The sequence below is a fragment of the Streptomyces sp. I05A-00742 genome (genome assembly GCF_013055795.1).
GTDB lineage: Bacteria > Actinomycetota > Actinomycetes > Streptomycetales > Streptomycetaceae > Streptomyces.
Window position 1 is genome coordinate 77,659 of the sequence record NZ_JABETO010000023.1, and the last position, 23,742, is coordinate 101,400.

General features: G+C 73.4%; 21 protein-coding genes and 1 pseudogene. 8 read left to right on the plus strand and 14 right to left on the minus strand.

All coding sequences use genetic code 11. The features are described 5' to 3' along the window. Position 1: 1 nt before the first annotated feature. From hydA to HN013_RS21335, 3 genes are read right to left on the minus strand one after another with little or no spacing between them, the layout of a single operon-like run. Entirely contained in the window at positions 2-1,402 is a 1,401-nt protein-coding gene (gene hydA / locus HN013_RS21325) for a dihydropyrimidinase (protein WP_171168607.1), read from the minus strand. Then, a complete protein-coding gene (locus HN013_RS21330) occupies positions 1,399-2,727 on the minus strand; it encodes an aspartate aminotransferase family protein (RefSeq protein ID WP_171168609.1) in 1,329 nt (442 codons plus the stop codon). Before HN013_RS21330 ends, hydA begins: the two co-directional genes overlap by 4 nt. Then, the gene (locus HN013_RS21335; RefSeq protein WP_171168611.1) at positions 2,724-3,566 is read right to left on the minus strand and encodes a nitrilase-related carbon-nitrogen hydrolase; all 843 of its coding nucleotides are present in this window, start codon (positions 3,564-3,566) and stop codon (positions 2,724-2,726) included. Before HN013_RS21335 ends, HN013_RS21330 begins: the two co-directional genes overlap by 4 nt. A gap of 169 nt (positions 3,567-3,735) precedes the next feature. On the opposite strand from HN013_RS21335, the gene HN013_RS21340 reads away from it, so the two are divergent. After that, positions 3,736-4,287, plus strand: coding sequence for an isochorismatase family protein (locus HN013_RS21340; RefSeq protein ID WP_171168613.1), 552 nt, complete (start codon positions 3,736-3,738; stop codon positions 4,285-4,287). A 101-nt stretch (positions 4,288-4,388) separates the two neighbouring features. Here the strand turns inward: HN013_RS21340 and ggt are convergent, their stop codons facing one another. The 3 genes from ggt to HN013_RS21355 form a co-directional block, all read right to left on the minus strand. Continuing rightward, the gene (ggt, locus tag HN013_RS21345) at positions 4,389-6,206 is read right to left on the minus strand and encodes a gamma-glutamyltransferase (RefSeq protein WP_171168615.1); all 1,818 of its coding nucleotides are present in this window, start codon (positions 6,204-6,206) and stop codon (positions 4,389-4,391) included. 81 nt (positions 6,207-6,287) lie between these two features. Further along, positions 6,288-7,178 carry an SGNH/GDSL hydrolase family protein gene (locus HN013_RS21350; protein WP_171168617.1) on the minus strand — a complete coding sequence of 297 codons (891 nt, stop codon included), beginning with the start codon at positions 7,176-7,178 and terminating at the stop codon, positions 6,288-6,290. A gap of 425 nt (positions 7,179-7,603) precedes the next feature. Beyond that, positions 7,604-7,828 carry a hypothetical protein gene (locus HN013_RS21355; protein WP_171168619.1) on the minus strand — a complete coding sequence of 75 codons (225 nt, stop codon included), beginning with the start codon at positions 7,826-7,828 and terminating at the stop codon, positions 7,604-7,606. Between the two features lie 85 nt (positions 7,829-7,913). Here HN013_RS21355 and HN013_RS21360 point away from each other — a divergent pair, with 85 nt between their 5' ends. From HN013_RS21360 to HN013_RS21375, 4 genes are all read left to right on the plus strand, one after another. After that, positions 7,914-8,378: a hypothetical protein gene (locus HN013_RS21360; RefSeq protein ID WP_171168621.1), complete on the plus strand. Its 465-nt coding sequence runs from the start codon at positions 7,914-7,916 to the stop codon at positions 8,376-8,378. A gap of 203 nt (positions 8,379-8,581) precedes the next feature. Beyond that, positions 8,582-10,120 carry a glycosyltransferase family 39 protein gene (locus tag HN013_RS21365; RefSeq protein WP_171168623.1) on the plus strand — a complete coding sequence of 513 codons (1,539 nt, stop codon included), beginning with the start codon at positions 8,582-8,584 and terminating at the stop codon, positions 10,118-10,120. A 78-nt stretch (positions 10,121-10,198) separates the two neighbouring features. Next, complete coding sequence (locus tag HN013_RS21370) at positions 10,199-10,648, plus strand: Rrf2 family transcriptional regulator (RefSeq protein WP_171168625.1); 450 nt, start codon at positions 10,199-10,201, stop codon at positions 10,646-10,648. A 147-nt stretch (positions 10,649-10,795) separates the two neighbouring features. Continuing rightward, on the plus strand, positions 10,796-11,986 hold the full coding sequence (locus HN013_RS21375; protein ID WP_171168627.1) for a globin domain-containing protein: 1,191 nt from the start codon (positions 10,796-10,798) through the stop codon (positions 11,984-11,986). A gap of 27 nt (positions 11,987-12,013) precedes the next feature. On the opposite strand, the gene HN013_RS21380 is transcribed toward HN013_RS21375, so the two are convergent. From HN013_RS21380 to HN013_RS21395, 4 genes are read right to left on the minus strand one after another with little or no spacing between them, the layout of a single operon-like run. Beyond that, entirely contained in the window at positions 12,014-12,886 is an 873-nt protein-coding gene (locus tag HN013_RS21380; protein WP_171168629.1) for an amino acid ABC transporter permease, read from the minus strand. Then, positions 12,883-13,527 carry an amino acid ABC transporter permease gene (locus tag HN013_RS21385; RefSeq protein WP_171168631.1) on the minus strand — a complete coding sequence of 215 codons (645 nt, stop codon included), beginning with the start codon at positions 13,525-13,527 and terminating at the stop codon, positions 12,883-12,885. The genes HN013_RS21380 and HN013_RS21385 overlap by 4 nt, the downstream gene beginning before the upstream one ends. Next, positions 13,524-14,441, minus strand: a complete 918-nt coding sequence (locus tag HN013_RS21390; RefSeq protein WP_171168633.1) for a glutamate ABC transporter substrate-binding protein — start codon at positions 14,439-14,441, stop codon at positions 13,524-13,526. Before HN013_RS21390 ends, HN013_RS21385 begins: the two co-directional genes overlap by 4 nt. A 14-nt stretch (positions 14,442-14,455) precedes the next feature. Next, on the minus strand, positions 14,456-15,199 hold the full coding sequence (locus HN013_RS21395) for an amino acid ABC transporter ATP-binding protein (RefSeq protein ID WP_171168635.1): 744 nt from the start codon (positions 15,197-15,199) through the stop codon (positions 14,456-14,458). A gap of 220 nt (positions 15,200-15,419) precedes the next feature. Between HN013_RS21395 and HN013_RS21400 the strand changes: the two genes are divergently transcribed. Further along, positions 15,420-16,202, plus strand: coding sequence for a GntR family transcriptional regulator (locus HN013_RS21400; protein ID WP_171168636.1), 783 nt, complete (start codon positions 15,420-15,422; stop codon positions 16,200-16,202). 87 nt (positions 16,203-16,289) lie between these two features. Here HN013_RS21400 and HN013_RS21405 read toward each other — a convergent pair whose 3' ends face one another. Beyond that, a complete protein-coding gene (locus HN013_RS21405; RefSeq protein WP_171168638.1) occupies positions 16,290-16,730 on the minus strand; it encodes a DUF6278 family protein in 441 nt (146 codons plus the stop codon). Positions 16,731-16,879: 149 nt separating this feature from the next. Between HN013_RS21405 and HN013_RS21410 the strand changes: the two genes are divergently transcribed. Further along, the gene (locus HN013_RS21410) at positions 16,880-18,745 is read left to right on the plus strand and encodes an SGNH/GDSL hydrolase family protein (protein WP_171168640.1); all 1,866 of its coding nucleotides are present in this window, start codon (positions 16,880-16,882) and stop codon (positions 18,743-18,745) included. Positions 18,746-18,802: 57 nt separating this feature from the next. On the opposite strand, the gene HN013_RS21415 is transcribed toward HN013_RS21410, so the two are convergent. The 3 genes from HN013_RS21415 to HN013_RS21425 form a co-directional block, all read right to left on the minus strand. Further along, positions 18,803-19,582, minus strand: a complete 780-nt coding sequence (locus HN013_RS21415; protein ID WP_171168642.1) for an exodeoxyribonuclease III — start codon at positions 19,580-19,582, stop codon at positions 18,803-18,805. A gap of 73 nt (positions 19,583-19,655) precedes the next feature. After that, positions 19,656-20,300, minus strand: coding sequence for an MBL fold metallo-hydrolase (locus tag HN013_RS21420; protein ID WP_171168650.1), 645 nt, complete (start codon positions 20,298-20,300; stop codon positions 19,656-19,658). A gap of 21 nt (positions 20,301-20,321) precedes the next feature. Then, positions 20,322-21,308 (minus strand): carboxymuconolactone decarboxylase family protein, encoded by a 987-nt coding sequence (locus HN013_RS21425; RefSeq protein WP_171168644.1) that lies wholly within the window; start codon positions 21,306-21,308, stop codon positions 20,322-20,324. A 2,254-nt stretch (positions 21,309-23,562) separates the two neighbouring features. Here HN013_RS21425 and HN013_RS32430 point away from each other — a divergent pair. Then, positions 23,563-23,742 (plus strand): annotated as a pseudogene (locus HN013_RS32430) (hypothetical protein); the annotation flags it as partial.

The window sequence follows — 23,742 nt, forward strand, 5'->3', positions numbered from 1 at the left end:
GTTACGCGAGGTACTGGCAGGTGGTCCTGGGCACGTACCGGCCGTGGCCGGTGCGGCCGGTGAACCGCCGGTCGTCGATGACGATGTCGCCGCGGGAGAGGACGGTCTCGACCCGTCCGGTGATCTGCTTGCCCTCGTAGGCCGAGTAGTCGACGTTCATGTGGTGGGTCGCGGCGGAGATGGTCTGTTGGGCGCGCGGGTCGTAGACGACGAGGTCGGCGTCGGCGCCGGGGGTGATGGTGCCCTTCTTCGGGGCGAGGCCGAACATCCGGGCGGGCGCGGCGCAGGCGATCTCGATCCAGCGCCGGCGGGAGATGTGGCCGTCGACGACCGCCTGGTGGAGGAGGTCCATGCGGTTCTCCACCCCGGGCAACCCGTTGGGGATCTTCGAGAAGTCCCCCTGGCCGAGGTCCTTCTGGCCGGAGAAGCAGAACGGGCAGTGGTCGGTGGAGACGACCTGGAGGTCGTCCGTGCGCAGTCCGCGCCAGAGGGCGGCCTGGTGCTCGCGGGGGCGGAGTGGCGTCGAGCAGACGTACTTGGCGCCTTCGAAGCCGGGTTCCGCCAGGTTGTCGGTCGACAGGAACAGGTACTGCGGGCATGTTTCGCCGAAGACCGGCAGGTCCTTGTCCCGGGCAGCGGCGATCTCGGCTACCGCCTCCTCCGCGGAGACGTGGACGACGTAGAGAGGGCTGCCGGCGACCCGGGCGAGCTGGATCGCGCGGTGGGTGGCCTCGGCCTCCAGCAGCGCCTTGCGGACCTCCCCGTGGTACCGGGGGTCCGTCCGGCCCGCGGCGAGGGCCTGTTCGACGAGGACGTCGATGGCGATGCCGTTCTCGGCGTGCATCATGATGAGCCCGCCGTTGCCGGCGGCGCGCTGCATGGCCCGGAGGATCTGTCCGTCGTCGCTGTAGAAGACGCCGGGGTAGGCCATGAACAGCTTGAACGAGGTCACTCCCTCGTCCACCAGCCGGTCCATCTCCTTCAGCGACCCCTCGGTCACATCGGAGAGGATCATGTGGAAGGCGTAGTCGACGGCGCACTGCCCCTCGGCCTTGGCGTGCCAGGTGTCGAGTCCGTCGCGCAGCGCGCGGCCCCGGGACTGTACGGCGAAGTCGACGATCGTCGTGGTGCCGCCCCAGGCGGCGGCCCGGGTGCCGGTCTCGAAGGTGTCGGAGGAGGAGGTGCCGCCGAAGGGGAAGTCGAGGTGGGTGTGGGCGTCCACGCCGCCCGGGATGACGTACTTGCCGGTGGCGTCGATGGTCCGGTCGGCCGTCCAGCCCTGGGCCGCGGAACTCCCGGGCGCCGCCAGCGCGGCGACGGTGCCGCCCTCGACGAGGACGTCGGCGTACGTCTCCTCGGCGGCGGTGATGACGAGGCCGCCCTTGATGAGGGTTCTGGTCATGAGCGATCCGCTTTCTCCACCGCGTGGTTCCCCACCGCGTGTTCCTCCGCCGCGTGCTCGTGCTGGACGTGCCGCAGCGCCTCCTCCAGCGCCGCGGCGCCCTCCTCCGCCTCGGCGACGGTGAGGGACAGGGGCGGGGCGATGCGCAGGACGGTCCCCTCCCGGCTGCCCTTGCCGATCAGCAGGCCGTGTTCACGGGCCTGTTCGAGGGCCAGGCCGGCCGCCTCGGCCGTGGCCAGCTCGACGCCGATCATCAGCCCCCGGCCGCGGACCTCGCGGACGACGGGCAGCCCGGCCGCGATGGCGCGGAGCCGTTCGGTGAGGAGTCCGCCGACGCGGCGGGCGTTGCCCTGGAGGTCGTGTTCCAGGAGGTGGGTGAGGTTGGCGAGGCCGGCCGCCATGGTGACCGGGCTGCCGCCGAATGTCGAGATGGAGTTGGCCTCCAGGCAGTTCATCACCTCGGCGCGGGCGACGACGCCGCCGACGGACATGCCGTTGCCAATGCCCTTGGCGAAGGTGAGGAGGTCGGGCGGGCCGTTCTCCGCGTGGGCCTGCCAGCCCCAGAAGTGGTCGCCGGTGCGCCCCCAGCCGGTCTGCACCTCGTCACTGATCCAGAGAATGCCGTGCCGGTCCAGGACCTCGCGGAAGGCCGCGTACAGCCCGTCGGGCGGTGCGGTGAACCCGCCGACGCCCTGCACCGGTTCGGCGATCAGCGCGGCCACCGTCCCGTGCGCCTGGCCGAGCATGTCCTCCAGGTCGCGTACGCACGCCGCGGTGAACTCCGCGTCGGAGAGGTGCGCGTACGGGCCCCGCGACCGCACGGCGCCGTGCACGTAGAGCGTCTGGAGGGGCGAGAGGCTGGTGGGCGACCAGGCGGCGTTGCCGGTGATGCCCACGGTGGAGAAGGAGCGGCCGTGGTAGCTGTTGCGCATGGCCAGGATCTGGTTGGACCGCCGGTGGGTGGTGGCCAGGAGCAGGGCCGTGTCGTTGGCCTCGGTGCCGGAGGTGGTGAAGAAGACCCGGGCGTCGGGGATGCCGCTCAGCGCCGCGATGCGCTCGGCGAGTTCGACCATGTGCCGGTCGAGGTAGAGGGTCGAGGTGTGCAGGATCCGGCCGGCCTGCCCGGCCACCGCCTTGGTGACCTCGGGGAGGGCGTGGGCGGTCATGGTGGTGAGGATGCCGCCGAAGAAGTCGAGGTAGCGCCGGCCGTCGGCGTCCCAGACGTGGCGGCCCTCGCCGTGGGTGAGTTCGATCGGTTCGCCGTAGTAGAGGGTCTGCCACGCGGGGAGCACGGCCCGGTGCCGGGCGTGCAGCCGGCCGGTCACGGCCGGACCAGCTCTTCGTAGGCGTCGGGGCGCCGGTCCCGGTAGAACGCCCACTGCTGCCGGACCTCGTCGATGAGGGAGAAGTCCAGGTCGCGGACGACGAGTTCCTCCTTGGTGTCGCTCGCGACGTCGCCGACGAACTGTCCGCGGGGGTCGACGAAGTACGACGTGCCGTAGAAGTCGTTGTCGCCGTACTCCTCCTGCCCGACGCGGTTGATCGCGGCGACGAAGTACTCGTTGGCGACGGCGGCGGCGGGCTGTTCGAGCTTCCAGAGGTGCGCGGAGAGGCCGCGCGAGGTGGCGGAGGGGTTGTAGACGAGCTGGGCGCCGGCGAGGCCGAGCTGCCGCCAGCCCTCCGGGAAGTGGCGGTCGTAGCAGATGTAGACGCCGACCCGGCCGACGGCGGTGTCGAAGACGGGCCAGCCGACGTTGCCGGGCTTGAAGTAGTACTTCTCCCAGAAGCCCTTGACCTGGGGGATGTGGTGCTTGCGGTACTTGCCCAGGTAGCTGCCGTCGGCGTCGATGACGGCGGCGGTGTTGTAGTAGAAGCCGGACTGCTCGACCTCGAAGACCGGCACGACGATCACCATGCCCGTCTCCCGGGCGAGTTCGCGCATCCTGCGCACGGTGGGCCCGTCGGGGACGGGCTCGGCCCAGCGGTAGTGCTCGCTCTCCTGGACCTGGCAGAAGTAGGGGGCGTTGAAGACTTCCTGGAAGCCGATCACCTTGGCGCCCTGCGCGGCGGCGGCGCGGGCGTGCTCCTCATGCTTGGCGATCATCGACTCGGTGTCACCGGTCCAGCTGGCCTGGACCAGTGCGGCGCGCACAACATTGGCCATGAGCTGCTCCTCTGCCGGGGCGTGTGCCGGGCTACGCGCGAAGATCCGCGTGTGCCTGCGACCGTATGACCCGCCATCCGCTGAGGCAAGACCGACGCGGCGATCCGATGCCGGATCCAATAAACAGGAAAGCTTGCAAGTTTCACTGTGCTTTCGCTAGGCTGCCGCCATGCCTGCCACCACACTCGATCCGCAGACCGCGCTCGTCCTCGTCGACCTCCAGAAGGGCATCACGGCCCTCCCCTCCGTCCACCCCATGGACGGGATCGTCGCCCGCGGGGCCGAGCTGGCCGACGCCTTCCGCGCCCGGGGGCTCCCGGTCGTCCTGGTGCGCGTCGTCGGCTCGGCGCCCGGCCGCACGGAGGCCCGGCACCGCGGTGGCGAGACCCCCGCCGACTTCGCGGACCTGCGGCCCGAACTCGGCCGCCGGGACGGCGACATCGTGGTCACCAAGCACACCTGGGGCGCCTTCCACGGCACCGACCTCGACCTCCAGCTGCGCCGCCGGGGCGTGACGCAGATCGTCCTCGGCGGCGTCGCCACCGGCATGGGCGTGGAGTCGACGGCCCGCGCCGCGCACGAGCACGGGTACCACGTGACCGTGGCGACGGACGCGGTCACGGACCTCGACCCGGAGGTGCACCGGAACTGTGTGGAGAAGGTGTTCCCCCGGCTGGCGGAGACGGACACCACAGAGGCGATCATCCGCCTGCTCGGCTGAGCGGCCGATGACCGGCTGACCGGCCGGCCGCGGCGCCCGCCCTGCACCGACGTGTGGGGCGCCGTACCGGGCACGAGCCCGTACGGCGCCCCACACCACGCTCACCGCCCCGGCCGGACCACCATCGCGGAACCGCCACCGCGCCGCACCTTCTCCGCGGCGGCCAGCCACCGCCCGTCGGGCAGCCGTTCGACGCCGGTCGCCGCCCCGATGAAGGACGGGTTCAGCTTGAACGCGTGGCCCTTGGCCTCCAGTTGGCCGCGGACCTCGCTGTCCCACAGCGCCCGTTCCACGTCCGTCGTGGCGCCGTTGCGCTGGCTGGCACGCGGCGCCGCGATCGCGTCGACCAGCGGCATGCCGCGGTCCACGTGGTTGAGCAGCGTCTGGAGCACGGTGGTGATGATCGTCGCCCCGCCCGGCGAGCCGAGCGCGAACTTCAGCCGGCCGTGGTCGAGGACCACCGTCGGCGAGATCGACGACCGCGGACGCTTGCCGGGACCGGGCAGGTTCGGGTCGTGGACGCCCGGGGTGACGGGGGTGAACGAGAAGTCGGTCAGCTCGTTGTTGAGCAGGAAGCCGCGCCCGGGCACGGTGATGCCGCTGCCGCCGGTCTGCTCGATGGTGAAGGTGTACGCGACGACGTTCCCCCACTTGTCGGCCACCGTCATATGGGTGGTCTGCTGCCCCTCGTACGGCGTGGGCGCGGAACGGCCCGTCGTCGCACAGGGCTTGGGGTGCAGCGGGTCACCGGGGGCGAGCGGGCTGGTCAGGGCCCGGCTGTCCTTGATGAGGCAGGCCCGCGAGTCGGCGAACCGCTTCGACGTCAGGGCAGCGGTGGGCACCTTCTCCTGCGCCGGGTCGCCGATCCACCGGTTGCGGTCGGCGAACGCGATCCGGCTCGCCTCCAGGTAGCGGTGCAGATAGGTCTTCTGGTCGAGCTTGCGGAGGTCGCTCCGGCCCAGGATGTTCAGCGCCTCGGCGACGGCGATGCCGCCGGAGGCCGAGGGGCCCATCCCGTAGACGTCGAGCCCGCGGTAGGTGGTGTGCGTCGGGCCCGGCCGCTTGACCGCGTACGCCCGCAGGTCACGGTCGGTGAGGTCGCCGCTGCGGACCACCCGGTGCGTGCCGGGGGCGACGGGCGGCTTGCGGACGGTGCGGACCACGTCCCGGCCGAGCTCGCCGCCGTACATCGCGCCGACGCCCCGCTTCCCCACCAGTTCGTAGGTGCGGGCGAGGTCGGGGTTCCTGAGCGTCGCTCCAACGGCCGGGAGCTTGCCGCCCGGCAGGTACAGCCTCGCCGTGGCGGGGAAGTCGCGGAAGCGCTTCTCGTTGTCGGCGGTCTGCTGCCGGAAGGTCTCGTCGACGGTGAAGCCCTTGCGGGCCAGGCGCTCGGCGGGCTTCAGCACCTGGCCGAGCGATCTGCTGCCCCAGGAGCGCAGCGCCGCGTCCCAGGTGGCGGGCGCGCCGGGGACGCCGACGCTCCGTCCGCTGGTCATCGCCTCGTCGAAGGGGATCGCCTGCCCCTTCTCGACGAACAGGTCCTTGCCGGCGCTGAGCGGCGCCCGCTCCCGGCCGTCGATGGTGAAGACCTTGCGGGCCTTCGCGTTGTAGTACACGAAGTAGCCGCCACCGCCGATGCCGCCGGAGTACGGCTCGGTGACGCCGAGGGCGGCGGCGGTGGCCACCGCCGCGTCCACGGCGTTGCCACCGCCCTTGAGCACCTCGATGCCGGCGGCGGACGCGTCGGCGTCGACGCTCGACACAGCCCCGCCGCGGCCGACGGCCAGCGGGGTCTTGGCGGGGGCCCGGTCCGCGCCGGCCGCGCCCTGGGCGGCGGCCGGCACGATCCCGAGCCCCGCCACGAGCGCGGCCGTCGCACAGAGCACGGTGGTTCGCCGGTGTCCTGGTGACCTTGACATGGGTTACCTCCCTGTCGGCTGAGAGGCCCCGGACCCTACTCGCAGGACAGGTCCGCCGACAGGGCGCCAGACGACTGCGGCTCAGCGCCCCCGCGACTGGGTGATCACCGGCTTGGCCATCGCCCGCTCGCCGTCGGCGTTCGGGTGGAAGGGCGCGGCCGGACGCGTGGGCTGGGCGCCCTCGATCCAGCGGTCGGCCTCCGGGCGGCAGACGTCGTGGCCGACGGTCGCGCGGTAGGTGTCGGCGTACCGGACGTGCGCCTTCCGCGCCTGCTGCCGGAGCATCGTGTTGAGCTTCTTCTCGGTGTCGCGCAGGTAGGGGGTGTCCCCGGCGGCGATCGGCACGGACGGGAAGCAGCCCACGCCGTTGTCCGGCATGATCGCCGGGTAGCCGACCAGGACGACGCGGGCGTGCGGGGCCCGCTGGTGCACGGCCTTGAGGACGCGGGCGACCTTGGGCGCGGCGTCGGCGATGCGCTTGTTCAGCAGGTCGCCGCCGTCGGCCGCGGTGTACTGCTTGCGGCAGGGGGCGCCGGCCGGGTCGGAGACGGACAGCTTGGCGCAGGTGCCGATGATCTCGCCGAAGCCGATGTCGTTGCCGCCGATGCCGACGGTGACCAGCCTGGTCTTCTTGCCGAGGGCGTTCAGCTGCGGGCCGTTGGCCCCCTGCGCGCGCCACATGTCGTCGGTCTTGGCGCCGCTGCAGCTGACGTCCTTGAAGGACTTCACGTGCAGCGCCTTCGCGGTGAGCGCCGGGTAGTTGACGCTCGACCGCGCGCAGTCCCCGCCGCTCTGCTGCGGCACGCCCGGTGCGGAGGTGTACGAGTCGCCGAGGGCGACGTAGCGCTCGCCTGCGCGGGCCGGGGCGGCGGCGGTCGCGGGGGCGGCGGCACCCGCCGCCAGGGCCGTGGCCGCGCCGATCGCCGCCAGCACCTTGCCGTACCGCCCGCCGTGTGCGCCTGCGTCTGCCACTACTGCCTCCGGAGTGTCGGGGATGGTTCGGTTCGGCCGACCGCGTCCCGGGTCATGTCACCGGTCGCTGTCGATCACGGCTGCCAGACTCGCCGCGTGATGACCGTCTGTCAATCTCACGGCTCATTCCCCGTATCACTGGCACCAGACGTCACTCGCCGGAGGGCATCGACCGGGGTTGTCCGGGCTGTTGGCGCATCGGGTCGTGGCACTGTGCCGCCCCCCCCCCCCCCCCCCCCCCCCCCCCCCCCCCCCCCCCCCCCNCCCCCCGGGTCCGGCCGTCTCCCGTGGCGTCGGAACAGCGACTCCCCACGGGCGGAGGGCCCCACGGCCCTCCGCACCCCGGACCAGGATCCGGAACCGTCCCCGGCGGTCCCCGGCCGGCGGCGGCCGGGACGACGAACCACCCGGCGCCACAGCCCGGATCACCGGCCGCGCCGGGCGGACGACATTACGTCCGTCAGCGACACCACGTCCGTCAACGACGCCGGGACCCGAGCCCCGATGCCGGCGGGACGGCCGGCCGCGTCGCGGCCGTCGTCCTCCAACTCACCGGCGAGGGACGTCCGTTCCTTGTACGCGTCCCTGCCCGGCCGCCTCCCCTGCGCGGCCCCACCGGCCGCGGCGGCGCGGCGGTCACGGACGGACACCCCCGCGGTTGTTCGTGGCTCCTCCGTTGCAGGAATTGTGGCCTCCGCCACAGCTGCCGCCATCACCTCCTGATGGGCTCGGCAGATGGCGCTCCTCTTCCTCGTCCCGGCCGGGCTGATCTTCGTCTTCGCCCTCGCCGGCTACGGCCTCGGTACCCTCGGCCAGGCCGGTCTCCGCAGTGCCGACCGCGGGAGATGGCTCCGGAGCGGCACCGCCGTCCTGGGAGCCGGCGCGGTGGCCCTGTACACGTGGGGCCTGCTCCATGTCGCCGTAGCGGTCTGGGACGCGGAGGACCATGGCGCCGGCTCGTCCCCATCCCCGTCCTGCCGGACGCCGGGACAGGAGGAGCGGGCCTCGGCCGTCGTCGGCTACGGCGTCGACTACCTGCCCCTCCGGTTCCTCTGCGAGACGACGGGCGGCGGGAGCTACGACCCGGAGTCCGTCCCCGGCTACGTCAACCCGGCCGCGCTGGGGTTCGCGCTGGCCACCGCCGTATGCGCGGGAGCCGCGGCCCTCGACGCACGACGTCGCGCCGGAAGCGGGCCGTGACCGAGTGCTTTGTCCGGCCCACCCGGCCGAGTCCGCGCTCAGGGACGCCACCCTTTTGGCCACAAGTCCGTATTGCACATAATGTTCCGAACGTGGGGGGTGGATCCTGCTCTGTATCACACACGACGCTGTTCACCGCCCGTCCCAGCACCGCCTGTCCCAGCACCGCCCGGTGCGGGAGTGCCAGCGACGAAAGCAGCACCGTGACAGCCACCTCGCCCCAGCCCGCCACGTCCGGCACGTCCGCCACGCCCGTCACACCCGGCGCGTCCGCCGGCCGTGACCGCCTGCTGCGCGCGGCCGGGTGGGTGTCGCCGGCCGTCGGGCTCGGCCTCGGGATATGGGGGAACAGGGAACCCTCCGCGTGGACCGACGAGATCGTCACCATCGACGTGGCGCGGCGGTCCTGGCCGCAGATGTTCGAGCTGCTGGGGCAGGTCGACGCGGTGCACGGCCTGCACTACGTACTGATGCACCTGGTCGGGCAGGCGTTCGGAGGGCTCAACGAGTACACGGCGCGGGTGCCCTCCGCGGTGGCGGTGGCCGTCGCGGTGGCCGGACTGACCTGGCTGGGACGGCTGCTCGGCGGGCCGCGGCTCGGGCTGTGCGCGGGGCTGCTGCTCGCCGTTCTGCCGACCGCGGCACGGTACGCGCAGGAGGCGCGCTCGTTCGCCTTCGTCATGGCGGTGGCGGTGCTCGCCACGGGCACGCTGGTGAAGGTCCTGTCCAGCCGGACGCGGGGCAGGTGGCTGGTGGCCCACGCGGTACTGATCGCCCTGCTGGGCTGGTTCAACGTGCTGGGACTGCTGCTGGTGGCCGCCCACGCCGTCACCGTGGCCCTCCTGCGCCCCGGCCGCCGCGTCACCATCCATCTGCTGGCGGCCCAGGCCGCGGGCATCGCCGCCGTCGTCCCGCTGCTGATCCTCGGCTCCCGCCAGAGCTCCGCCGTGGGCGAGGCCGCGCCGGTCACCGCCGGAACGCCGCTCAACTACTTCACCTGGCTCCTCACCCCCGGCCAGGACACCCTCCCCACCGCACCGAAACTCCTGCTCATCCTCACCGCCCTCGCGGCCCTCGCCCTCCTCGTGATGCGCCGGCACAGGGCCCCGTCCCTGGCCCTCGCCGTCGGCGTGCCCTGGCTGGCCGTCCCGCCGCTGCTCCTGATGGCCGTCTCCCTGGGCCACCCCCTCTTCGCCTACCGCTACCTGCTGTTCTGCCTGCCGGCCCTGGCCCTGCTGCTCGCGACGGCCTTCACCGTCGTCCCCTCGCCCCTGCGCCTGCTGCTCGTCGTCCTGCCGGCCGTCCCTCTCGTCGCGTCCCACCTCGCCATCCGCCAGCCGGACAGCCGCCCGTGGGACACCCACGCCGTGATCTGGTCCCTGAGCACCCGCGACGCCCCCGGCGACGCCGTCCTCTTCAGCGGCGCCCGGTGCGGACTGATCGCCAACGCCTTCGAGCTGGCGTTCACGAACCGCCCCGACGTGGGCAGGACCCGGACGGCCGCCGAAGCCGGCGCCCTGGACAACCTGCCCGCCGACCCGGACCTCCTGCGGCAGCGGCTGGCCCACACGCGCCGCGTCTGGCACATCACCTGCACCCACCTCTCCGGCGACGCCCGCCAGGCCGCGACCCGCACCGCCGCGGCCCAGAAAGAGGCCCTCGCCCGCGCCGGCTTCTCCCCGATCCACCACCACAAGGCCCGCGGCATGGACATCACCATCGAACAACGCCCCGCCGACTGAAGCAGCGCGTCACAGCCTCGGCCCGCACAACCCACCCCCTAATCGGACTCCAGAAATCCAATTAGCTAAGGTACTGGTGTGCGACTGACCAAGAGCACCGACATCGCCCTGCGCATCGCCATGCGCCTGGCCGTGACCTCCGGCACCGAACCCGCCGCTCCCACCACCCGCGAGGTGGCGGCCGCGGTGGGCGTGCCGTACACGCACGCGGCCAAGGTGGTCAGCCGCATGACGCACCTGGGCGTCGTCGAGACCCGCAGGGGCCGCGGCGGCGGACTGGCGCTCACGTCCGCGGGGCTGACCGGGTCGGTCGGCCGGCTGGTGCGGGCGCTGGAGGGCGCGGGGGACGTCGTCGGGTGTGAGGACGAGCCGCCGTGCCCGCTGCGCGGCGCCTGCCGGCTGCGGGGCGCGCTGCGTGACGCGCAGGAGGCGTTCTTCGCGTCCCTCGACCCGATCACCGTGCAGGACCTGGTCGAACGGCCGACGGGACCGGTCCTGCTGGGCCTGACCGCCCGCCCCCAAGACTGACACCAGACCGACGCCACGCCCCGAGGACCGACGCCACGGCCCGCGGACCGACACCACCGGTGCCGCCCGCGAGGGCGACGCCACACCCTGAAATACGAGTCCTGGATGCAAGTTTTCCGTCCGGGGCACGACCGCAAGGAGTCGCCGATGCTGTCCCCGAAGTCGACCGAGACCGTCCGTGCCACCCTGCCCGCCGTGGGCGGGGCCATCGGTGAGATCACCCCGCTCTTCTACGACAAGCTGTTCGCCGACCGCCCGGAGCTGCTGCGGGACCTGTTCAACCGCGGCAACCAGGCCAACGGCTCCCAGCGCCAGGCCCTCGCGGGCGCCATCGCCGCGTTCGCCACGGCGCTCGTGGACCACCCGGACGTACGGCCGGACGCGATGCTCTCCCGCATCGCGCACAAGCACGCCGCGCTGGGCGTCACCGCGGAGCAGTACGAACTGGTCAGGCGTCATCTCTTCGCCGCGATGGCCGAGGTGCTGGGCGAGGCCGTGACCCCCGAGGTCGCCGCCGCCTGGGACGAGGTCTACTGGCTGATGGCCAACGCGCTGATCGCCCTGGAGGCCCGCCTCTACGCGGGGGCGGGCGTCCCGGCCGGCGAGGTCTTCGTCCCCTGCCGCGTCGTCGCCCGCCACCGCGAGACCGCCGACGTCGCCACGTTCGTCGTCCGCCCGCTCGACGGCCGGCCGCTCCCCGCGGCCCGGCCCGGCCAGTACGTCTCCGTTCAGGTCGCCCTCCCCGACGGCGCCCGCCAGATCCGCCAGTACAGCCTCTCCGGGCGGCCCGACGACGCCCTCCAGTTCTCCGTCAAGCGCGTCGCCGGCGACCCGGCCGGCGAGGTCTCCCACCACCTGCACGACCACGTGGACGCCGGCACGGAGCTCATGGTGAGCCTGCCCTTCGGCGACGTGGTCCTGGACGACGGCGACCGGCCGGTCCTGCTCGCGTCCGCCGGCATCGGCTGCACCCCCATGACCGGCATGCTCGCCCACCTGGCGGCCACCGGTTCGGCCCGTCGCGTGATCGCCGTCCACGCCGACCGCAGTGAGGCTGACCACGCCTTCCGCGAGGACCTGCGGCAGCTCGTCGCCAAGCTGCCCGCCGCGGAGGCGCACGTCTGGTACGAACGGCCCGCGGGCGCCTGGCCGGTGGAGCGGACCGGGTTCGCGGACCTGTCCGCGATCGACGTCCCGGCGGACGCCGTGGCGTACCTGTGCGGGCCGCTGCCCTTCATGCGGGCGGTCCGGGCGCAGCTGCTCAACGCGGGGGTGGCCCCGGCGGACATCCACTACGAGGTGTTCGGCCCCGACCTGTGGCTGGGCGCGGACGCCTGACGACGGCCCGCGGGGGCCGGCCGGGCGCTACGGCGCCTGGTGGTGCCCGGCCGGCCCCGGCAGCAGCGTCCCCGGCTCCGCCGGAGCCACCTCCACCGCCTCCGTCTTCACGCTGCGCCGCTGGCGCTTGGCGACCCAGGTCGCCAGCCAGGACAGCAGCATGCACATCCCGATGTACACGGGCGAGATGATCATGACGACGGGAATGAACGGCAGCCCGTAGTCCAGGTTGCCCGCGATCAGCTTGCCCGCGTGCAGGAACTCCTCGTAGGTGATGAGGAAGCCCAGCGAGGTGTCCTTGAGGGCGACGACGAGCTGGCTGATGATTGTCGGCAGCATGGCGCGGACCGCCTGCGGGACGAGGACGTACGTCATGACCTGCGTCTTGTGCATGCCCAGCGCGTAGGCGGCCTCCCGCTGGCCGCGCTCGACGGAGTCGACGCCGGTGCGGAAGACCTCCGCCAGCACCGAGCCGTTGTAGAGGGTGAGGCCGGTGACGAGGGCGGGGAGGGGCTGCACCTTGAGGGCGACGAAGACGAAGAAGATCATCACCAGCACGGGCATGGCACGGAAGAACTCCACGACCAGGGTGGCCACCCAGCGCACCGGCCGGTGGTCGGAGAGCCGTCCGGCCGCGAGCACCCCGCCGAGGGCGAGCGAGAGGACGGCGGCGTAGCCGAAGGCCCGGAGCGTGTTGCCGAGGCCGCGCAGCAGCATCTCCTGGATGCCCTGGTACTCGAAGGGCGTCCACTTCTGGGCGGTGAACTGGTGGGTGGCGAAGAGGAGATGGACGACCAAGGCGATCAGGGCCAGGATCGCGGCGGTCGCGAGGATCCCGTAGAGGCGGTGGCGCCGCCGGGCGTGCGGGCCGGGGACGTCGTACAGGGCGGTGCCGGTCAACGGGCCACTCCATAGCGCTTCTCCAGCACGTTGAAGACCGCGCTGATGGACAGGGTCACGATCAGGTAGCCGACGGCGATCCAGACGAAGGTCCAGATGATGCTGTAGCCGAGCTCGTTGAGCGTCTTGTAGGTGCCGAGCAGTTCGGTGACGCTGAAGGAGCCGGCGATGGCCGAGTTCTTGGCGAGGGCGATCAGGGTGGAGCCGATCGGCGGGATGACCGAGCGGAACGCCTGCGGCAGGATCACCACGCCGAGCGTCTGGCCGAAGGTCATGCCCAGGCTGCGCGCGGCCTCGCCCTGGCCGACGGGCACGGTGTTGATGCCCGAGCGCACGGCCTCGCAGATGAAGGCCGAGGTGTAGCAGCCGAGCGCGAGGACCGCGAAGACCTGGAAGGGCAGGACGACGCCGAAGCGCGGCAGGCCCAGCAGCACCGCGAAGAACAGCAGCGTCAACGGGGTGTTGCGCAGGACCGTCACCCATACGGTGCCGAAGGCGCGCAGCGAGGCGACGGGCGCGACGCGGAAGGACGCCATCAGGAAGCCAAGGACGAGGGCCAGCAGCGAGGCGTAGACGGTGAGTTCGACGGTGCCGAGCAGTCCCTCGCCGTAGAGCGAGAGGTTGTCGGTCAGGACGTTCACGGTGCGGACCTCCCGGTGCCGTAGCGGTCGACGGCGGGCGGCTGCGGCGCGGGGACGCCGGACCGGCCGAGGGTCGCGTCGTACGCCTTCTTCCAGTCGCCGTTCCGCTCGTGCTCCTCGATGGCGTCGTCGAGCGCCAGGCGCAGCGCGGTGTCGCCGCGCGGGACGCCGATGCCGTAGGGCTCCTTGGAGAACGGCTTCCCGACGACCTTCAGTTCGTCCGGTGCCTTGGCGGCGAAGCCCATGAGGATGGTGTCGTCGGTGGTGACGGCGTCCACCTGGAGGCTGAGGAGGTTGTCGACGCAGATGGAGTACGTGTCGTAGGCGACGGCCTGGGCCTTGGGGAACTCGCGCTGGATGCGCTGGAGGGGGGTCGACCCGGCGACCGAGCAGACCCGCTTGCCGTCGAGGTCCTGGGGGCCGTGGATGTCGTCCTCGTCCTTGCGCACCAGCAGCGACTGCCCGGCGATGTAGTACGGGCCGGCGAAGCCCACCTGCTTCTTGCGCAGGTCGTTGATGGTGTAGGTGCCCACGTAGTAGTCGATCTGGCCGTTCTGGAGGGCCGTCTCGCGGTTGGCGGAGGCGATGGTCCGGAAGGCGAGGGTCTTCGGGTCGAAGCCGAGGGAGGCGGACATCATCCGGGCGATCTCGATGTCGAAGCCGGAGTAGACGCCCGTCGCGGGGTCCTTCTCGCCCAGGTAGGGCTGGTCCTCCTTGACGCCCACGGTGAGGTGGCCGCGGCCCTTGGCCGCCCGCCAGGTGGGCGAGGCCGGCAGGTCGAAGCCGGTGGCGACGTGGTAGGCGGGGAGGTCCCCGGGCTTGGGCCCCTTGACCGGCGGGCTGCCTTCCTTGCCGCAGCCGGCGGCGAGCAGGGCCAGGGCGGCGAGGGCCAGGGCGGCGATACGGCGTGCCATGTGCGTCACCCCGCTCAGTGCTTGAGGATCTTGGAGAGGAAGTCCTTGGCCCGGTCGCTCTCGGGGGCCGTGAAGAACTCCTCGGGGGTGCGGTCCTCGACGATGCGGCCGTCGGCCATGAAGACCACGCGGTTGGCGGCGGAGCGGGCGAAGCCCATCTCATGGGTGACGACGACCATCGTCATGCCGTCCCGGGCGAGCTGCTGCATCACTTCCAGCACCTCGTTGATCATCTCCGGGTCCAGGGCCGAGGTCGGCTCGTCGAAGAGCATCACCTTGGGATCCATGGCCAGCGCCCGGGCGATGGCCACCCGCTGCTGCTGACCGCCCGAGAGCTGAGCCGGGTACTTCTCCGCGTGGGCCAGCAGCCCCACCCGTTCCAGCAGCTCGCGGGAGCGCCGGTCCGCCTCCTCCCGGCCGCGGCCGCGGACCTTCGTCTGGGCGAGGGAGACGTTGGCGAGCACCGTCTTGTGGGCGAAGAGGTTGAAGGACTGGAAGACCATGCCCACCTCGGCCCGCAGCTTGGCGAGGGGCCGGCCCTCGTCGGGCAGCGGCTGTCCGGCCAGGGTGATGGTCCCGGACTCGACGGGCTCCAGCCGGTTGATCGCCCGGCACAGCGTGGACTTCCCGGATCCCGAGGGGCCGATGATCACCACCACCTCCCCCCGGCCGACCGTGAGGTCGATGTCCCGGAGGACGTGCAACGCCCCGTAGTGCTTGTTGACGCCCCGCAGCTCGATCAACGGATCGACGGCCATGCTCTGCCCAACTCACTCTCGCCCTGTCCCGGACCGGCCAGTCGGAGCAACCTATCCAGGGCATCACGGACTTCACCGGCGACACGCGTGCAAGGGGCGACTTGAGCGACATTTCCCCCTGGGCCCGGCCGTCCACCTGGGTGTTCCTAGGTACACAGACTCAGCCTGGGTACCTAGCCTGTGGGTCCGGATGGGGGAACCAGGGGGAAGGGAGCCCGGTGTGGGCGACAGCAGGCCCGTATATCTGCGTATCGCGGACGACCTGCGGCGGCGTATCGACGACGGATTCCTGACCGTCGGCGCCCGGATCCCCTCCCGCTCCGAGCTCAAACGGGTCTACGCGGCCAGCGACCAGACCGTCGACCGGGCGGTACGGGTGCTGAAGGCCGCGGGGTACGCCGAAGGGCAGTTCGGGCGCGGGGTGTTCGTCACCGACCGGGCGCCGCTGGGCACGCTGCTGCGCACCACGGGCGCGGTCGACACACCCTTCGCGGCGGAGATCCACACCGCCCGGGGGAACGGCCTGCCGTGCGGCCGCCCCTCCGGAGGGACCAGCCTGACCTGGGAGGCGTCCGCCGGCGAGACGCCCGCGCCGGCGCCGATCGCCGAGCGGCTCGGCATCGCCCCGGGCGAGCCCGTCCTGCGTACCGAGTACGAGTACCTGGCCGACCGCCACCCGGTGCAGCTCGCCACCAGCTGGGAGCCGCTGACCGTCACGGCCGGCACCGACGTCGTCCACCCCGAGCGCGGGCCGTACGCCCGCCGGGGGGTGCGGGGGCGGCTGGCGGCCATCGGCGTCCGGGTCGTCCGGGCCCGCGAGCTCGTCGGCTCCCGGCCGGCCACGACGCCAGAGGCGGAGGCGCTCGGCTGTACGGCGGGGCAGTGCGTCACGGTCGTCGAGCGCACCCACTTCGACGGGGACGACCGGGCGGTGGAGACCTCGGACATCGTGGTGCGCGCGGACCGCTGGCGGCTGGAGTACACCATCCCGTTCACGAGTTGAGAGTCGACGCTTGAGAGTCGCGGCTTGAGAGCTCCCGCTTGAGAGCTCCCGCTTGAGAGCCGCCGCACTCCCGGGCCCGCGCGGGGGTCAGTTCTCGGACAGCTCGGCGTACACCTGGGAGAGCTCCGGAGCGCCGTCCTCCGCCCAGGCGTGGCCGGTCTCGACCACGTCCACCTCGCGGCCGCCGGCGAGCCGGACCACCGGCTGGCCGTCGGGCCGGATGTGCCAGGCCGCGCCGGTGACCGTGCGGACCAGCACCGTGCCGAGGTACAGCCCCGCGTCGTTGCCCAGCCAGGACTGGAGGTCCTCGTCCCCGCGCCAGCGCGGCTGCAGCTGGTCGAGCTCCTCCAGGGAGGACGGCCCGTCGTCGAGCGCCACGCCCGCCGACTCCGCCTGGGCGCGCAGCAGTTCGCACTCCGACAGCAGCTCGGCCAGGCCCTCGGGGTCCCAGTCGGCCGTACTGTGCACGGCGACCCCGCGTGCCGCGTCGTGCCGCCTGCGCCAGCCGTCCAAAAAGGGAATGTTCATACCGGCAAGGATCGCACTCGTGCAGATGGCCCCACCACCCGCACGCGGCGGGACGACGTGACCCGGTGGCCTCCTTGACGTTGCCCGGCCGTCTCCCTAGCTTCATCCCGCCACATTCAGCGTGGGGAATCACGGGAGGCATGAGAAGCATGCTCCGGACATCGCACGGCACGGCACTCACGGAACGGCGTCACAGACCCGAACGGCGTCACAGACGGTGGAGAGCGGCGGGAGCCGTCGTGGCGGGGGCGGTCTGCACCGTCACGCTCGCGAACGCCCCGGCGCTCGCCGGGCCCGCGGCACCGGCCGCGAAGGAGCCGCTCCCCCTGGAGCGGCTCTTCGACAATACGGCCGTCAGCGACGACGCCCGGCCCCGGGAGGCGGACTTCGACGGGGCGGGCGGCTCCTTCTCCGCCCAGGACCTCGCGGCGGCGGGCTGGACGCCCGGCCGCGAGCTCGCGATCGACGGCTCCCGGCTGCGCTGGCCGCGCTCGGCGCCGGGCAAACCGGACAACGTCCGTGCCGCCGGACAGGTGGTCCGGCTGCGCGGCACGGGCGACGCGCTCTCCTTCCTGGTCGCCGGCAGCGCCGTCTCCGGCCCGGGCGGCGACGTCAGCGGCACGGGGACCGTCCGCTACCGCGACGGCTCGCGCACCACGTACCGGCTGACCGCCCCGGACTGGCGGCGCGGCCTGCTGACCACCAAGGCCGTCGCCCTCCCCCACCTCAACACCCACACCGGGCGCCGCACGGAAACCACCCGGTTGCACGCCGTGACCGTTCCGGTGGCCCGCGGGCGGGAGGTGGAGTCCGTCGTCCTGCCGCAGTCGGCCCGCGCGGCCGTCCAGCTGCACGTCTTCTCCATGGCACTGCGCGCTCCCTCGAACGGGTGGACCGGCAGCTGGGCGGCTCCTCCCTCCGGGTACACCGCGGTCGGGCCGTGGAAGGACCGGACCCTGCGGCTCGTGGTGCACAGCAGCGCGGGCGGTCCGCTGACCCGGATCCGTCTGGAGAACACGTTCGCGGCCGAGCCGGTGCGGATCGGGCACGCGACCGTCGCCGTGCAGCGGAAGGGCGCGGCGGCCGCGGGCAGCCCCCGGACGCTCACGTTCGGGGGACGGCAGGCGGCCGATGTCCCGGCGGGGGCGCAGCAGTTCAGCGATCCGCTGGGGTTCCGGGTGCCGCCGGACACCAGCCTGCTGGTGAGCATCCATCTGCCCGGCACCGTACGGGCGTTGCCGGTGCACAACTACACCAACCAGCGTTCGTTCCTGACCGCCGACGGCAGCGGTGACCGCACCGCCGACAAGGCGGAGGGGGCGTACACCGGGACGCTCGCCACCTGGCCGCTGCTGACCGGCGTCGACGTCGCCGGCGGGCCGGGGTCGGTGGTGGCCCTCGGCGACTCGATCACCGACGGCGAACGGTCCACGCCCGAGACCAACGGGCGCTGGCCCGACCTGCTGGCGCGGCGGCTGCGCGCCCAGCAGGCCGTGCCGGCGTACGGCGTGCTCAACAGCGGGATCTCCGGCAACCGCGTGGTGGACGACCGCTACCAGGGCAGCGGGCCGAGCACCACCCTCAGCGGCGTCAGCGCCGGCCACCGGCTGGAACGCGATGTGCTGGCGCAAACCTCGGCCCGGACGGTCATCGTCTTCGAGGGCGTCAACGACATCCGCTCCGGCACCACGGCCACCCAGGTGATCGCCGCGTTGCGGTCCATCGCGGAGCGGGCGCACGAGCGCGGTCTGCGGGTCGTCGCGGCGACCATCGCGCCGTGCGGCGGCTTCCACGACTGCACGGCGACGGCGGAGGCCCATCGGGCCGCGATCAACCGGCACATCCGGGAGAACGGCGGGGTGTACGACGCGGTCTTCGACTTCGACGCGGCGATCCGGGACCCGGAGCACCCCGAGCGGATGCTGCCGCGCTTCGACGGCGGCGACCATCTGCATCCGAACGACGCCGGGATGAAGGCGTTCTCGGACGCGGTGGATCTGCGGCAGCTGGGCTGACGCGGCGGGACCGGGCCGGGGACGCCCTGATGGGACATCCCCGGCCCGGCCGGGCGGCTAGACGTCCAGGTCGACGACGACCGGTGCGTGGTCCGAGGCGCCCTTGCCCTTGCGCTCCTCCCGGTCGACGTACGCGTCCTTGACCGCTCCGGCGAACGCCGCGTTGCCGTAGACGAGGTCGATGCGCATGCCCCGGTTCTTAGGGAAGCACAGCTGCCGGTAGTCCCAGTAGGTGTACGGGCGGTCGTACTTGAGCGGGCGGGGCACGACGTCCGACAGGCCCGTGTCGCGGAGGGCTGCGAGGGCTGCGCGCTCGGCCGGGGTGACGTGGGTGGCGCCCTCGAAGACGGCCGGATCGTAGACGTCCTCGTCGGTGGGCGCGACGTTGTAGTCGCCGAGGACGGCGAACGGGCGGCCGCCCGTCGCGTCGGCGGCCACGGCGTCGCGCAGGGCCTCGAACCAGCGGAGCTTGTAGCCGTAGTGGTCGTGCTCGACGTCCCGGCCGTTGGGCACGTAGACCGACCAGACGCGGGCGGCCCCGCAGGTGGCGGAGATCGCCCGGGGCTCCTGCGCACCCTCGAAGTCGGGGCCGCCGGGCAGGCCCGTCACCACGTCCGCGAGGCCGACGCGGGAGAGCACGGCCACGCCGTTCCACCGGCCGGTGGCGTTGACCGCGGCCTCGTAGCCGAGGCCGCGCAGCTCCTCGTACGGGAACGCGTCCTCGGCGCACTTGACCTCCTGGAGGCAGAGCACGTCCGGACCGCTGCTCTCCAGCCAGGCCAGCAGCCGGGGCAGACGGGCGGTGATCGAGTTCACGTTCCAGGTGGCGATGCGCATGCGGCCCACCCTAACGGGAGGGTCCGACAACGCCCCGTCCTCCGGCGGGGGCGGCGGCGGGGGGCGGCCGGCGTCAGAGCTCGACGCTCTCCCCCGCCGCCAGCCGGGAGTGCTCCGCCCCTCCGACACCCGGCCCGTCCGGGCCCAGCATCCGGTCGTAGACGGGCCGCGCCAGGTCCGTGAGGAGCGCGTCGTGGACGTCGATCGCCCGGCGCGGGGCCACCTCGCGGAGGTAGTCGATGACGTCGCCGACCCTGCTCCACGGCGCCATCACCGGCACCATCAGCGTGTCCACCGGCCGGCCGGGGAGGGTGAGGGCGTCGCCCGGGTGGAAGACCGTGCCGTCCACGAAGTAGCCGACGTTGGTGATCCGCGCGATGTCCGGGTGGATCACTGCGTGCAACTGCCCGTGCACCTCCACCTCGAAGCCCGCCGCCGTGAACGCGTCCCCCTCGCCGACGGTGTGCACCCGGCCGGGGAAGGCCGCCGACACCTGCTCGGCGACGCTGCGCAGCGTCCACAGCTCTGCCGCCGGGTTGGCCTCCAGGGCCGCCCGCAGCCGGTTCCCGTCGAAGTGGTCCGGGTGCTCGTGCGTGACGAGCACCGCGTCCGCCCCGACGGCCGCGTCCTCCTCGCTGAACCCGCCGGGGTCGATGACGAGGGTGCGGCCCTCCTTCTCCAGGCGGACGCAGGCGTGACCGTACTTGGTGAGTTTCATGATCCCCATGTCTCCATGGTGCTACGGGTGCGCCTCGGGCGCACCGGGCGCGCCCTCGTGGCCCTCCGCGGTGCGGTCCTGTTGGTCCTTGTGGTCCGGTTGGTCCGGCTCGTCCGGGTGGCCCGTCACCACGGGCCGGACCGCCGCGAAGGCGGCCCTCGCGGCCGGCAGCCCGGCGTAGAGGGCCGTCTGCCGCAGCGTCTCCTGGATCTCGCCCGGGGTCACCCCCAGCCGCAGGGCCGCCCTGGCGTGCGCGGGCAGTTCCCGCAGGTGCCCGCCCACCGTGAGCGCCGTCAGGGTGAGCAGCGCCCGCGTCCGCGGATCCAGCCCCGGGCGGGACCACGCCTCGTCCCACGTGACGCGGGTCGCGAAGTCCTCGAACTCCCGCGTGAACGGATCCGCCCCTGCCGTCTCGCCGTGGGCCTCCCCGAGCACCCGCCGCCGGACGTCCAGTTGTCCCGACGGGACCCCGTCGGCGCCCGGCACCGGGCCGACCACGGTCAGCGCGTCCGCGGAGTACGCCCCGCCCGCCCGGTGCCGGGCCCGCGACGTCCCGTGGGCGGCCGCCGCGGGGCGGGTGTCGGGACGGACGGCCGTCAGCGGCGCCGCGCCGACGGGCGGGACGGCCCTGCGCTCGACGTCGCCCCGGCCGGTGCGCTCCTCCGGGGACGGGCCGTCGGCGCCCGTGCCTGAAGGGGCAGTGCCTCCGGGCCAGGCCTCCGGCTCCCCATCATCCGCAGTGCCCGGGCCGACGGCCCCGGCCGGACGCTCCTCCTGCCGGCGCCCCCGCGCACCGGCCTCCGCACGGGCCGCCGCCGACACCGCCACCATGTCCGCGGTCGGCACGTCCACCGGACCCTTCGCCCCACCGCCCTGCGACCGCACCCCCTCGGCCTCCTCCCGCACCCGACGCGCCCCCGCCCCGAAGGCCGCCTCACGGCCCACGCCCACGCCGATGCCCGGCCTGCCGGGGGCGCCGGACGACGTGCCGGGGGACGGCACGTCCACACGCGGCGCACCAGCGGCCGGCTTGCCGTCGCCCGGGGCGGACGGCGGGGGCGTACCCGCACCGGCCGCACCGCCGACGGGAGTTCCCGCGCCGCTTCCGGCACCGGGCGCCGGGTGAGGGACGTTCACCGGCGAGGTGTCAGTGGCCGGCACATCCGCGCCGGCCGCGCCGGCGGCGGGGACGGAGACCTGACGCGCCTCCGCACTGGGAACTGCCGCCGAACCAGGCACATCCACGACCGACATGTCCGTGATTGGGACACCCGCACGCACCGCACCGGCATCAGGCGTACCACCGCCCGGCGCAAAGGACGGATGCGCCTCCGCACCGGAACCTACCGCTGTTCCCCGGGCGTTCACCGCCGACATATCCGTCGTCGGGACATCCGCACGCACCGCACCGGCATCAGGCGTACCACCGCCCGGCGCAAAGGACGGATGCGCCTCCGCACCGGAACCTACCGCTGTTCCCCGGGCGTTCACCGCCGACATATCCGTCGTCGGCACATCCGCACGCACCGCACCGGCAGCAGGCGTACCACCGCCCGGCGCAAAGGACGAATGCGCCTCCGCACCGGAACCTACCGCTGTTCCCCGGGCGTTCACCGCCGACATATCCGTCGTCGGCACATCCGCACGCACCGCACCATCGGCAGACGCGTCGACGCGCGGCACAGCAACCTGGCGGGCACCCGCACCGGACCCGGACACCGGGCCAGGCACGTTGACCGCCGACATGTCCGTGATCGGGACATCCGCGCGCGCCGCATCAGCGGCAGGCGTACCACCGCCCTGCGCGAAGGACGGATGCGCCTCCGCACCGGAACCTACCGCCACTCCAGGGGCGTTCACCGCCGACATATCCGTCGTCGGCACATCCACACGCACCGCACCAGCGGCGGACCCGCCACCGCCCGGCACAGCAACCTGGCGGGCACCCGCACCGGACGCGGACCCGGACCCGGACACCGGGCCAGGCACGTTCACGGCCGTCATGTCGGTGGTCGGCACGTCCGCACGGACCGGACCGGCGGCGGGCTCGCCACCGTCCGGCACGGAGGGCGGGCGGGCCTCCGCACCGGAATCTGCCAGTGGAGCAGACACGTGCACCGCCGACATGTCGGGGGTCGGCTCACCGGCGTCGGGCGGGGGGACCCGACGCGCCTCCGCACTGGACCCCGCCGCCGAACCAGGCACGCTCACAGCCGTCATGTCCGTGGTCGGAACATCCGCACGCACCGCACCGGCATCAGGCACACCACCGCCCGGCACGGAGGACGGATGCGTCTCCCCAGCGGAACCTGCCGCCGCTCCAGGGGCGTTCACGGCCGCCATGTCCGTCGTCGGCACATCCACACGCGCCACACCAGCGGCGGACCCGCCACCGCCCGGCACGGAAGACGGCCGCGCCTCCACACCGGAACCTGCCACTGAACCGGGAGCGCTCACCGCCGACATGTCGGTCGTCGGCACGTCCACCCGGGCTCGGCTCGGACCCTCCTCGGCGAAGGAACCGGCCCCCGGGCGCGGGGCGTTGACAGGGCCGGGCGCGGCAGGCCCACCCTCGCGGGGCTCCCGCACGGAAGGTGCCCCCGCCGTGGAAGCGGTGCCGGTGGGGAACGGACCGGAGACGGTCGCGGCTCCGAACTGTCCGGCTTTGGACGGGACTTGGGCCATATCCGGGGTCGCGCGCCCGATACCGGGCGCGGGGGCGGCAGGGGCCCGCCCCGGAAGCGCGTCCGCGTCGGGCGTGCCGGACCCGGAAACCGGCGTCGGACGCGCGGCGTCGTCGCCGCGCCCCGGACCGGCGGGGTCCGGGGCCCGCCCCACGGGCGCGCCGGTCCCGGCGACGGGCCCCGCGCCGGAGCCGGAGTCCCGGGCGGCGCCGATACGGAAGGTGTCCCCGCCGACGGCACCCCCGTGCGGCGCCGAGCCGGCGGTCGCTCCGGCCCCCGTGCCGGTTCCTTCCACAGCCAGGGCGTCCGCCCCTGGGACATCCGCGCCGGCCGGCGCCGCCGTACCCTCACCATCCGGCCGCGCGCCCGGCGCGGCGTCCGCGTAGGGGCTGTTGACGGGCGAGGGGACCGGGCCGAAGACGTCGGCCCTGACGGTTCCGTTGCGGACCATCGCGTCCGGGCCGGGGAACAGAGGGCCGCCGGGCGCCGGGAAGGGTCCGGTCCGCTGGGGAGTGTCGGTGGCGAAGGGTTCGGGCGGGGCGCCGAAGGGGGGCAGGTCGGGGGTGGAGGAGGCCGGTATGCCGTCGCCGGGGGGCGGGCCGAAGACGCCCTGGGGCGGGGGCCAGCCGGCGGGCGGGCCTTCGGCCAGTGCCGCGGCGGGGGTGGCGGACGGTACGGGTCCGTCCCCCAGGATCGGCGGGAGCAGCGCCGTCGGGGCGTCGCCGACGGCCGGGTCGGGCAGCGGGGGCGGGGTGGCG

What these genes read in the sequence shown, in the direction of transcription:
- hydA (WP_171168607.1), bottom strand. Translation starts at nt 1,402, where the DNA reads ATGACCAGAACCCTCATCAAGGGCGGCCTCGTCATCACCGCCGCCGAG.
- HN013_RS21335 (WP_171168611.1), bottom strand. Translation starts at nt 3,566, where the DNA reads ATGGCCAATGTTGTGCGCGCCGCACTGGTCCAGGCCAGCTGGACCGGT.
- HN013_RS21340 (WP_171168613.1), top strand. Translation starts at nt 3,736, where the DNA reads ATGCCTGCCACCACACTCGATCCGCAGACCGCGCTCGTCCTCGTCGAC.
- ggt (WP_171168615.1), bottom strand. Translation starts at nt 6,206, where the DNA reads ATGTCAAGGTCACCAGGACACCGGCGAACCACCGTGCTCTGTGCGACG.
- HN013_RS21360 (WP_171168621.1), top strand. Translation starts at nt 7,914, where the DNA reads ATGGCGCTCCTCTTCCTCGTCCCGGCCGGGCTGATCTTCGTCTTCGCC.
- HN013_RS21375 (WP_171168627.1), top strand. Translation starts at nt 10,796, where the DNA reads ATGCTGTCCCCGAAGTCGACCGAGACCGTCCGTGCCACCCTGCCCGCC.
- HN013_RS21390 (WP_171168633.1), bottom strand. Translation starts at nt 14,441, where the DNA reads ATGGCACGCCGTATCGCCGCCCTGGCCCTCGCCGCCCTGGCCCTGCTC.
- HN013_RS21395 (WP_171168635.1), bottom strand. Translation starts at nt 15,199, where the DNA reads ATGGCCGTCGATCCGTTGATCGAGCTGCGGGGCGTCAACAAGCACTAC.
- HN013_RS21405 (WP_171168638.1), bottom strand. Translation starts at nt 16,730, where the DNA reads ATGAACATTCCCTTTTTGGACGGCTGGCGCAGGCGGCACGACGCGGCA.
- HN013_RS21410 (WP_171168640.1), top strand. Translation starts at nt 16,880, where the DNA reads ATGCTCCGGACATCGCACGGCACGGCACTCACGGAACGGCGTCACAGA.
- HN013_RS21415 (WP_171168642.1), bottom strand. Translation starts at nt 19,582, where the DNA reads ATGCGCATCGCCACCTGGAACGTGAACTCGATCACCGCCCGTCTGCCC.
- HN013_RS21420 (WP_171168650.1), bottom strand. Translation starts at nt 20,300, where the DNA reads ATGAAACTCACCAAGTACGGTCACGCCTGCGTCCGCCTGGAGAAGGAG.